Consider the following 11602-nt stretch of genomic DNA (forward strand, 5'->3'; position numbering starts at 1 on the left):
GTATAAAAAATAAATATTTTTAAATTTTAAGGAGGTGTGGCAGATGCCGGAACAATGTTATCGTTGGAAATTAATAGAATTGAGAGATCATGTGTCAGTTTTAGATGGAAAGAAATCACCAACATTATTATTAACGAATGCTACTTACTTAAATTCAGTATTTCGACGTTGGATGAAAGCAAATATTTGGATATACAAAGATAGAATTGTCTATGTTGGTGAAAAAATGCCGGATTGTGTAGACAATTGTGAAATAATTGATTGTGAAGGCCAGTTCCTTGTTCCGGGCTATATAGAACCACATGCCCACCCTTTTCAATTATATAATCCCCATTCTTTTTCTAGTTATGCATCACAGTTTGGAACAACGACATTTATCAATGACAACTTAATGCTCAATTTATTGTTAGATAATAAGAAAGCGTTTTCATTTATACAAGAGATAAATCATCTCCCTGTTACTACATATTGGTGGTGCAGATTTGATTCACAAACTGAATTATTAGAAGAAGAAACTGTATTTTCCCACCGTTCCATAAAAGAGTGGTTGGATCAACATTATGTCATTCAAGGCGGGGAATTAACTGGGTGGCCAAAACTTTTGTCAGGGGACGACTTCATGCTTTATTGGATGCAAGAGGCAAAAAGGCAAGGTAAGCCAATAGAAGGGCACTTTCCGGGTGCATCAGAAAAAACATTAGCTAAGTTAATGTTACTAGGTGCTAGCTGTGACCATGAATCCATGACTGGTGAAGAAGTTAAACGTAGATTAATGCAAGGATATTATGTTTCGTTAAGATATTCTTCCATTCGACCTGATCTTCCAGTTATTATTAAACAGATGTTAGATGAAGGTATCGATTGTTTTGACCATTGCATGCTAACGACAGACGGTTCCCCTTCATCATTTTACGAAAAAGGGGTAACGGACCATTTAATCAAAATAGCTATTCAAAAAGGAGTTTCTCCAATTGATGCATACCATATGGCAACTTACAACATTGCACGATATTATCATTTAGAACAACTTGTTGGGAACATTGCTACTGGCCGAATTGCGAATATTAATTTTCTTTCTTCTATAGATGAACCAACTCCTACATCAGTATTATCAAAAGGAAAATGGCTAAAAAAAGATAATGAAAATTTGAATGGGTTCCCAAGCATCTCTTGGAAAACTTTAGGTTTTGAACCACTAAAAATCAATTGGAATATAACTAATGACGACCTTCAGTTTTCTATGCCAGTAGGTATTAAAATGGAAAATGCTGTTATTACAAAACCTTATTCGATTACGATTGATGCATCAGGTGATGAATTAAATGAAATGAATGATGAATGTTTCTTTATGTTAATCGATCGTAACGGTAAATGGAGAATAAATACCTTATTAAAAGGTTTTGCTAATGTAGGTGGTTTCGCATCTTCTTTTTCAAATACTGGAGATATCATTTTAATTGGAAAAAGAAAGAGTGATATCGTACATGCGTTTAATCGCTTAAAAGAAATTGGAGGGGGCATTGTTCTAACTGAAAAAAACAAAGTATTGCATGAAATTCCATTAACACTGGCAGGAAAGGCTTCCGATCAGGCATTGGAATGGATTATGGAAAAAGAAAAGAAATTAAAATTATTACTAACAAATCGTGGATACCAATTTGCGGATCCAATATATACATTATTATTCTTTTCCTCGACACATTTACCATATGTTCGGATTACTCAAAGAGGAATGTATGATGTCATGAACAAAATGGTACTCTTTCCATCTGTGATGCGATAAAATAATTAAAGGTAAATGAATTAAGGGGTGGGATTTTGTATAAAAAAAGAATCGGACTAATTATGTTAATTTTATTACTATCTTTAGCAGCTTGTAGTAAAAATAAAGAAACTGCATCAAAAAAAGAGGATGTAAAAGAAGAAGAGAAAGTAGAGCAAAAACAGCAGGAATTTGCTTACACTTATTCTTTAACAGGAATTGAAACAAATGAGAACGTAAACCACCGTGCCATTGGAGTGATGATAAACAACCATCCTGCAGCGAGACCTCAATCAGGATTACATAAAGCAGATGTTGTGTATGAGATCATTGCTGAAGGTGGAATCACGAGGTTTTTAGCTATTTTTCAAAGTGAAATGCCAGAGCGTGTTGGTCCAGTGAGAAGTGCAAGAGATTATTATATAGAATTAGCAAAAGGTTTTGACAGTATATTCGTTCACCATGGGTGGAGCCCACAAGCAAAAAAATTGATTGAAAGTGGCTACATTGATTCTTTAAATGGATTATTTTATGATGGGACATTATTTGTTCGTTCAAATGATCGCAAGGCCCCACATAACTCTTATATATCTTATGAAAATATTGTTGCCGGAGCAGAGCGTAATAAATTTAAATTAGAAGGAGCTCCAGAACCGCTTTCATTTTTATCTAAAGATCAATTAGAAGAGTTGTCAGGAACAAAAGCAACGAACATTACTGTGAATTATTCATCCTCGGATTTTCAAGTCAGATATGAATATGACTCAGTAACGAATAAATATAGAAGGTACTCTGCCAATATTCAAACAGTCGATTATGATACTGAAGAAGAGGTGTTATTAGATAATATAATTATTTATGAAATACCACATCAATCGATTGATGATTATGGCAGAAATGCACTTTCTTTTGAATCAGGTGGAAAAGGATATTTATTCCAAAAGGGAATCATGAAAGAAATAGAATGGAAGTATGAAAACAACCGTCTGATTCCGTTGGAGAATGGAAAAGAAGCTTCACTAGTTCCCGGAAAAACATGGATTAATATAGTACCTACTTACCCTGGTTTAAGCCAAAGCGTTACAGTAGAGTAATGGAGGGGGTAAAAATGTGCAAATCAACAAATTACGTGGAAGAGAATTAGATCAATTATTTGAAGCCATTCTTTCATTAAAAGATTTGGAGGAGTGCTATCGTTTTTTTGATGATCTTTGTACGATCAATGAAATCCAATCTTTATCTCAAAGATTAGAAGTTGCACGGATGTTACGCGAAGGTAAAACATATCATTCAATTGAAGAAGAAACAGGAGCTAGTACAGCTACCATATCTAGAGTGAAACGTTGTCTGAATTATGGAAATGATGGTTATCACATGGTATTAGAAAGAATTCAAAAAGAGAGTAGGGAATAAGAAAAGCACAATTCGAGTGCTTTTCTTTTTTATATTCATGATTTAAATTCCCTAAGTCCTTCCATTTGAATGTTAGCAGTATTAACCTATTTTTAAACAAATGTTTGTTTAAATGATTTCCAGTGAAAAGCTATTATGTACGACTTTAAGTATAAAATGAAGGAATGTTATAATGTCTAAATGGAATATATTTTGGAGGTTTTATAACCATGTATAATATTCGTGATTGGAAACATGTTTTTAAACTTGATCCTAATAAAAAAATCTCTGATGAAGACTTGGAAAAAGTTTGTGAATCTGGTACAGATGCAATTATTGTTGGTGGTACAGATGGAGTCGAGCTTGATCAAGTTTTAGATCTAATGGCAAGAATAAGAAGATATACTGTGCCTTGTATATTAGAAGTTTCCTCTTTTGAGATTATTACTCCTGGATATGACTTATATTTTATTCCTTCCGTATTAAACAGTCGTGAAACGAAATGGGTGGTCGATTTACATCATAAGGCTGTTAAGGAATATGGAGAAATCATGGATTGGAAAGAAATATTAGTTGAAGGATATGTTGTATTAAATGAAAACTCAAAAGTGGCAAAGTTAACAAAAGCAAACACAAATCTTACAAAAGAAGATTTAGAAGCGTATGCATTACTAGCAGAAAAAATGTTTCAATTTCCAATTTTATATATAGAATATAGTGGTACATATGGGAATCCTGCTATCGTGGAAGCTATGAAAAATAAACTGAAAAATACGGTTTTATTTTACGGTGGAGGAATAAAAAACGAACAACAGGCATTAGAAATGTCAAAGTATGCAGACGTGATTGTAGTTGGAAATGTTATTTATGAAGATATTGAACAAGCCTTAAAAACAGTTAATGCGGTTAAATAGATAAATTTTGTATAATAGAAACAGGAACATTTGTTCGTGAAAAGGTGGATGATGATGCAATTTTTAACGGATCGTTTATTGAATGGACTAAATAAAGAGCAGCAGATGGCGGTAAAAACAACAGAAGGTCCATTATTAATCATGGCTGGTGCAGGGAGTGGGAAAACTCGTGTATTAACTCATCGAATTGCTTATTTAATGGTTGAAAAAAGCGTGAATCCGTATAATATACTGGCGATAACATTTACAAATAAAGCAGCAAGAGAAATGAAAGAACGTATAGAAAAATTATTAGGTGGAGCGGCGGAAGAAGTTTGGATTTCTACCTTCCATTCCATGTGTGTGCGAATTTTAAGAAGGGATATAGACCGGATAGGAATAAATAGAAATTTTACAATATTAGACTCTACAGATCAATTGTCTGTAATTAAAGGGATTGTAAAAGATTTGAATATAGACCCGAAGAAATTTGATCCGCGTGGAATATTAGGGAAAATTAGCAGTGCAAAAAACGAACTGATAAGTGCAGAAAAGTTTTCAGAATTTGTTGGTAACTATTATGATGATGTTGTTAGCAAAGTCTATATTGAATATGAAAAACGATTAAGAAAAAATCATTCTTTGGACTTTGATGATCTAATTATGAAGACTATCCAGTTATTTGAACGAGTTCCAGAAGTATTGGAATATTATCAAAGGAAATTCCAATATATTCATGTGGATGAGTATCAAGATACAAACAAAGCTCAGTATAAATTGGTCCATTTACTTGCAAAACGTCTAAAAAACTTATGTGTCGTTGGAGATTCAGATCAATCGATTTATCGCTGGCGAGGAGCAGATATTGCTAATATATTATCTTTTGAAAAAGATTATCCAAATGCAAAAGTGATCTTATTAGAACAAAATTACCGTTCCACAAAGAAAATTTTACATGCTGCAAACGAAGTAATTAAAAATAATATGAATCGTAAACCTAAAAAATTATGGACGGAAAATGATGAAGGTAGCAATATTAAATATTATCGAGCGGATACAGAACAAGCAGAAGCTATGTTTGTCGCAAGTAAAATTAAAGAATTAACTGAATCAGAAAAAAGAAAACGATCAGACATAGCAATTTTATACCGAACAAATGCACAATCACGCGTAGTGGAAGAAATGTTGATGAAAGCCAATATTCCATATTTAATTGTGGGCGGTATTAAATTCTATGATAGAAAAGAAATTAAAGACATTTTAGCATATCTAAGATTAGTAGCTAATCCGAATGATGATATTAGCTTATTACGAGTGATTAATGTTCCAAAACGAGGAATTGGACAAAGTTCTATAGAAAAAATTGCTCAATATGCTGCAAATAATGAAATTTCGATGTATGAGGCCATCCAAGAAGGCGATTTTATTGGCTTGAGTCCGAAAATATTAAAAGCTTGTATGGATTTTCACCACTTTATTCAACAGTTGCATTCCATGCAAGATTATCTTTCTGTAACCGAACTAGTGGAAGAAATTTTAGAGAAATCTGGGTACATTGAGATGTTAAAAGCAGAAAAGTCATTAGAAGCAGAAAGTAGATTAGAGAACTTAGAGGAATTTTTATCTGTTACTAAAAACTTTGAACAAACCAACGAAGATAAAAGTTTAATTGCATTTTTAACGGATTTGGCACTTGTGTCTGATATTGATCAGATTGACAAAGAAGATGTAAAAGATGCAGTAGTATTAATGACTTTGCATGCTGCAAAAGGTTTAGAGTTTCCTGTTGTCTTTTTAATTGGAATGGAAGAAGGAGTTTTTCCACATAGTAGAAGTTTAATGGAAGAAGCGGAAATGGAAGAGGAAAGAAGACTTGCATACGTAGGAATTACACGAGCAGAGGAAGAATTGTATCTTACGAATGCTCAACTCAGAACATTGTTTGGACGTACAAATGTAAACCCACCATCTCGATTTATCGATGAAATTCCTGAGGATTTAATTGAACATGTAAATGAGCGGAGATCTGTCAGAGGGAATTATCAAACAAAAACGGTTCAACAACCTGCTTTCAAAAAGGTTGCACATGTACCATCTGCGACTGGTGGGGAATCATTAGAGTGGAAAGTCGGAGATAAAGCCCAACATAAAAAATGGGGAATAGGCACAGTTGTTCAAGTGAAAGGTGAAGGAGAAAATTTAGAATTAGATATTGCTTTCCCTAATCCTGTTGGAATTAAACGGTTATTGGCGAAATTTGCCCCAATTACAAAAGCGTAATGAAAGGAGGATATAGGATGGATCGATTACAGGCTGAAAAGCGAGTAAAAGAGCTCCATGCATTGCTCAATAAATATAATTATGAATATTATGTGTTGGATAATCCTACGATTCCTGATGCTGAATATGATAAATTAATGAAAGAATTAATAGAAATTGAACAAATATATCCAGATTTGCAAACGACTGATTCTCCTTCTCAACGTGTTGGTGGCCAAGCACTAGATATGTTTGTTAAAGTTGAACATTCCATTCCTATGTTAAGCTTATCGAATGCTTTTAATGAACAAGACTTGAGAGATTTCGATCGAAGAGTAAAACAAGAAGTGGGCCAAAATGTCACTTATGTTTGTGAATTGAAAATTGATGGACTTGCTGTTTCGCTAAAATATGAAAACGGGCTATTTGTTCAGGGGGCAACTAGAGGAGATGGAACAATTGGGGAGGATATTACGTCTAATTTAAGGACGATTCGCTCGATTCCTCTCCGAATCAAAAATAATCTCACAATCGAGGTCCGTGGCGAAGCTTTTATGCCAAAAAAATCATTTGAGCAATTAAATAAAATGAAAGAAGAAAACGGAGAAGAGCCTTTTGCCAATCCTCGTAATGCAGCTGCTGGATCCCTACGTCAACTAGATCCGAAAATTGCTGCTTCAAGAAATTTAGATATTTTCCTATATTCAATCGCTAATCCAGAAGCTATTGGTATAGAATCCCATAGTGAAGGCTTAAATTTGCTTGATGAGTTAGGGTTTAAAACAAACAAGGAAAGAAGAACATGTTCTTCTATCGAAGAGGTTATTCAATACGTTTCGGAATGGAATGAGAAACGTCCGACTCTTCCTTATGAAATAGACGGTATTGTTATTAAGGTAGATAATTTTGAACAACAAGAGCAATTAGGGACAACTGCCAAAAGTCCAAGGTGGGCAATTGCATATAAATTTCCTGCGGAGGAAGTTATTACAAAATTAATAGATATTGAACTAAGCGTTGGAAGAACAGGAGTTGTAACTCCTACAGCAATTTTGGAACCGGTAAAAGTGGCGGGAACAACGGTACAAAGAGCTTCTTTACACAATGAAGATTTAATAAAAGAGAAAGATATTCGGATTGGTGACTTCGTTGTCATAAAAAAAGCAGGTGATATCATACCTGAAGTTGTCAGTGTTGTTTTCGATCGAAGAACCGGTCATGAAGTAGAGTTTCAAATGCCAACACATTGTCCAGAATGTGAGGCAGATCTTGTTCGGTTAGATGGGGAAGTCGCCTTAAGATGTATTAATCCAAAATGTCCCGCACAAATTCGAGAAGGACTTATTCATTTTGTGTCAAGAGATGCGATGAATATTGAAGGCCTAGGAGAAAAAGTTATCTCACAATTATTTAGAGAAAATTTGATCAGTGATGTAGCGGATCTATACAAACTTAAAAAAGACCAACTACTAGAATTAGAGAGAATGGGAGAAAAATCAGTAAATAACTTGTTAGAAGCAATTGAAGCATCAAAGGAAAATTCACTAGAAAAACTCCTTTTCGGACTAGGAATTCGTCATGTAGGTGCAAAAGCGGCTAAAACTTTAGCTCAACATTTTGGTACAATGGAACGGTTAGCAAATGCAACAAAAGAGGAATTAACAGCCATTTATGAAATTGGAGAAAAAATGGCAGATTCCATTGTAACTTATTTTGAATTGCCTGAAGTAAAAGAATTACTGAAGGAATTAGAGTCTTACGGTGTAAATATGACTTATAAGGGTTTAAAACCGAATAATAACACGAATGATTCTTCAGTGTTTTCAGGAAAAACCATCGTTCTAACTGGAAAGCTTGAATCATTATCTCGAAATGAAGCGAAAGAAAAAATTGAACTACTCGGTGGAAATGTAACTGGTAGTGTAAGCAAAAAAACAGATCTGGTCATAGCTGGAGCAGATGCTGGATCAAAACTTACGAAGGCTAACCAGCTAGGTATTGAAGTATGGGATGAAGATAGATTTTTGCAAGAGTTAAATAAAATGGATGTACGCCAATAAATATGAGGTGTTGATATGAAGAGGCTGTCAATTTTTTTAATGGCCACGCTTATCTTATTAACAGCTTGTACACCTAATTTGGATAAACAAGAAGAGGTAGTACAGGAAAATAACAATAACAAAGATGAGAAGGCTATTATACCAAAATATAAAATTTCTGATTCATTTTATAGCACATTACTACCTTTTAAAGCATCCGATTCCAGAGGACTAGTTGTAGACAGATTAAATACTCGTTTAGACAGTGATGAATTTGAAGAAGGGCTACTTCGCATTGCTCAAAACGAGTTTTCTACGGAGGAATACGTATTTCAAGATGGTGCGTATTTAGATAGGGAAACAATAAGTAAATGGCTGCAACGAAAGTATACGAAAGATCAATTAAAAGAACTTGGAAAAACTGAGGATGAAAATGTAGGGTTAAATCCTATGTTAGATACCAATCAAAAAGATTTGCATAAGGCTCATGAAGAAAGTCCAATATATCTAGCCCATATTCTTGAACATAATTATTTAATCAAAGAGAATGATAATAAAGTCAAACTAGGTGGAGTTGTTATCGGCTTAGCTTTAAATTCTGTCCACTACTACCAAACGGAACAATTTGGTCCTGAATTTAACAATAAAATCGATCATAAAAAAATTGAAGCAGAAGGAAAGAAAATCGCTCAAGAAGTCGTTAAACGTTTGCGACAAATGGAAGGATTAAAAGAGGTCCCTATAGTAGTTGGACTATTTAAGCAAGAAAGTAAAAATTCGATTGTTCCGGGAAACTTTTTTGCTTACAGTACAGTAAAAAAAGGAAGCTCATCTTTAGGTGATTGGAAGAAAATAGAAGAAAAATATTATGTGTTTCCATCTACGCAAGCAGAAGAAGACCATCGGGAAGACGTAGCCGCATTTACTTATTTTAAGCAAGATATTGAAGATTATTTCCCAAATTATAGCGGAGTAGTAGGGAAAGCATTTTATATAGGAAAAGAACTTCAAAAATTAGAGATTGATATAACCATTCAATTTAAGGGGAAAGCAGAGACAATAGGATTTGCTCAATATGTGACTGGTTTAATTATGAAGTATTTCCCAAAACATTGGGTAATAGAAGTAAAGGTTGGATCCATTAGCGGTCAGGAAGCATTAATTATTCGAACTCCTAACCAAGACCAACCATTTGTACACATTTATTAATTGTCAGTCATTTTCCACTCAAATACGGCATTATTGTACAACGCGAAGGAATTAATGACCAATTACAAAAGGATTGGCAAATGTCCAATCCTTTTTCATATCGTATCAATATTCCAAAAATTGTATATTTATTTGTTTTCTTATACTTCATTGAAGAAACGATATAAAACATGTAGAATAGTTATGGATGTAAACGTTTAAATATAGGAGGGATTTTGATGGTACAACCATATAAGCATGAACCGTTTACAGATTTTTCAGATGAAAAAAATAAAGAAGCTTTTCTTACTGGGTTAAAAACAGTGGAGAGCTATTTAGGTCAAGACTATGATTTAATTATTGGTGGAGAACGAATTTCGACTGAAGATAAAATAATTTCTTACAATCCGGCAAATAAATCCGAAATCATTGGACGAGTTTCTAAAGCAAACAAAGAGCTTGCGGAAAAAGCGATGCAAGTTGCCTATGAAACATTCCAAAATTGGAGAAAAACAAAACCGGAAATGAGAGCAGATATCTTATTGAAAGCGGCTGCAATCGTACGTCGTCGCAAACATGAATTTTCAGCTCTTCTTGTTAAAGAAGCAGGAAAGCCTTGGAAAGAAGCAGATGCGGATACAGCGGAAGCCATTGACTTTATGGAGTACTATGCTCGTCAAATGCTAAAATTAAAAGATGGAATAGAAGTTAATAGCCGACCAGGTGAGTTTAACCGTTTCGGATATATTCCATTAGGAGTCGGTATCATTATTTCTCCTTGGAACTTCCCTCTAGCTATTATGTGCGGAACAACGGTCGCTGCTATTGTTACTGGTAACACGGTATTGTTAAAACCAGCTTCTGCAACTCCTGTTGTAGCTGCTAAGTTTGTTGAAGTATTAGAAGAAGCTGGCTTACCAAAAGGAGTTTTAAACTTTGTTCCAGGTAGTGGAGCAGAAGTTGGAGATTATTTAGTTGATCATCCAAAAACTCGTTTTATCAGCTTTACAGGTTCTCGTGATGTAGGTGTAAGAATCTATGAACGTGCATCTAAAGTAAATGAAGGACAAATTTGGTTGAAACGTGTAATTGCTGAAATGGGTGGAAAAGATACAATCATTGTTGATAAAGAAGCTGATCTTGAATTAGCAGCTCAATCCATTGTAAGCTCAGCATTCGGTTTCTCTGGTCAAAAATGTTCAGCGTGCTCTAGAGTTGTTGTCCTTGAAGACGTTTATGATCAAGTATTAAATAGAGTGGTAGAGCTAACAAAAGAATTAAAAGTTGGTGATCCTTCCGATCCATCTACTTTTACAGGCCCAGTGATTGACCAATCTGCTTTCAACAAAATTATGAAATACATTGAGATCGGTAAGAGTGAAGGCAAATTAATGGTTGGTGGTGAAGGAGACGATTCAAAAGGTTACTTTATTCAACCAACTGTGTTTGCTGACCTTGCTCCGGACGCTGTTATTATGCAAGAAGAAATCTTTGGTCCAGTTGTTGGATTTACGAAAGCTAAAAACTTTGATGAAGCGATTGAAATTGCAAACAATACAGAATATGGTTTAACAGGTGCTGTTATTTCCAATAACAGAGAGAATATTGAAAAAGCTCGTGAAGATTTCCATGTAGGTAACTTATACTTCAACAGAGGATGTACAGGAGCTATTGTCGGTTATCAACCATTTGGAGGATTTAATATGTCCGGAACTGACTCCAAAGCTGGTGGCCCTGACTATCTAGTTCTTCATATGCAAGCAAAAACAACATCTGAAATGCTTTGATAATTGTTTGTTAAAGATCTGCCATTCGGCAGATCTTTTTTTATGTGCGCCCGGCATGTACATGAACTATAGGGTGTAAGTCCCGAACCCCGAAGACAGAAGTAGAGGTTAGCCAAGAGCAAGGGTGTCCGTGGTGACGCGGAATCTGAAGGAAGCTGGAGGCAAAACACCGGTCCGAGGAACACGAACCTCATATAAGGCTAGATATGATTGAGTGAGTTTGCATAACAAAACAAAGCTCTTTCTGTCGAAGGTCATATCGAGTAAATGAGGCGGATAGAT

8 protein-coding genes are annotated in these 11602 nt (G+C 34.7%); all 8 read left to right on the plus strand.

The annotated features are described in order from the left end of the window. Positions 1-43 precede the first annotated feature (43 nt). On the plus strand, positions 44-1783 hold the full coding sequence (locus AC3ASS_RS08935; RefSeq protein ID WP_488283183.1) for an adenine deaminase C-terminal domain-containing protein: 1740 nt from the start codon (positions 44-46) through the stop codon (positions 1781-1783). 35 nt (positions 1784-1818) lie between these two features. Further along, entirely contained in the window at positions 1819-2856 is a 1038-nt protein-coding gene (locus AC3ASS_RS08940; RefSeq protein WP_488283184.1) for a DUF3048 domain-containing protein, read from the plus strand. Between the two features lie 16 nt (positions 2857-2872). Then, a complete protein-coding gene (locus AC3ASS_RS08945; RefSeq protein WP_488283185.1) occupies positions 2873-3175 on the plus strand; it encodes a YerC/YecD family TrpR-related protein in 303 nt (100 codons plus the stop codon). A 209-nt stretch (positions 3176-3384) separates the two neighbouring features. Beyond that, positions 3385-4068 (plus strand): heptaprenylglyceryl phosphate synthase, encoded by a 684-nt coding sequence (pcrB, locus tag AC3ASS_RS08950; protein WP_488283186.1) that lies wholly within the window; start codon positions 3385-3387, stop codon positions 4066-4068. A 54-nt stretch (positions 4069-4122) separates the two neighbouring features. Next, the gene (gene pcrA, locus AC3ASS_RS08955) at positions 4123-6327 is read left to right on the plus strand and encodes a DNA helicase PcrA (protein WP_488283187.1); all 2205 of its coding nucleotides are present in this window, start codon (positions 4123-4125) and stop codon (positions 6325-6327) included. Between the two features lie 17 nt (positions 6328-6344). Further along, positions 6345-8366, plus strand: coding sequence for an NAD-dependent DNA ligase LigA (ligA, locus tag AC3ASS_RS08960; RefSeq protein WP_488283188.1), 2022 nt, complete (start codon positions 6345-6347; stop codon positions 8364-8366). A 15-nt stretch (positions 8367-8381) separates the two neighbouring features. Beyond that, complete coding sequence (locus tag AC3ASS_RS08965; RefSeq protein WP_488283189.1) at positions 8382-9554, plus strand: CamS family sex pheromone protein; 1173 nt, start codon at positions 8382-8384, stop codon at positions 9552-9554. A 218-nt stretch (positions 9555-9772) separates the two neighbouring features. Next, a complete protein-coding gene (gene pruA / locus AC3ASS_RS08970) occupies positions 9773-11320 on the plus strand; it encodes an L-glutamate gamma-semialdehyde dehydrogenase (RefSeq protein WP_488283190.1) in 1548 nt (515 codons plus the stop codon). The last annotated feature ends 282 nt before the right edge of the window (positions 11321-11602 follow it).

It is taken from the genome of Bacillus sp. JST-5 (genome assembly GCF_057747715.1).

Bases quoted from the DNA above. Each gene is read 5' to 3' on its own strand.
- AC3ASS_RS08935 (WP_488283183.1), top strand. From the start codon at position 44: ATGCCGGAACAATGTTATCGTTGGAAATTAATAGAATTGAGAGATCAT.
- pcrB (WP_488283186.1), top strand. From the start codon at position 3,385: ATGTATAATATTCGTGATTGGAAACATGTTTTTAAACTTGATCCTAAT.
- pcrA (WP_488283187.1), top strand. From the start codon at position 4,123: ATGCAATTTTTAACGGATCGTTTATTGAATGGACTAAATAAAGAGCAG.
- ligA (WP_488283188.1), top strand. From the start codon at position 6,345: ATGGATCGATTACAGGCTGAAAAGCGAGTAAAAGAGCTCCATGCATTG.
- AC3ASS_RS08965 (WP_488283189.1), top strand. From the start codon at position 8,382: ATGAAGAGGCTGTCAATTTTTTTAATGGCCACGCTTATCTTATTAACA.
- pruA (WP_488283190.1), top strand. From the start codon at position 9,773: ATGGTACAACCATATAAGCATGAACCGTTTACAGATTTTTCAGATGAA.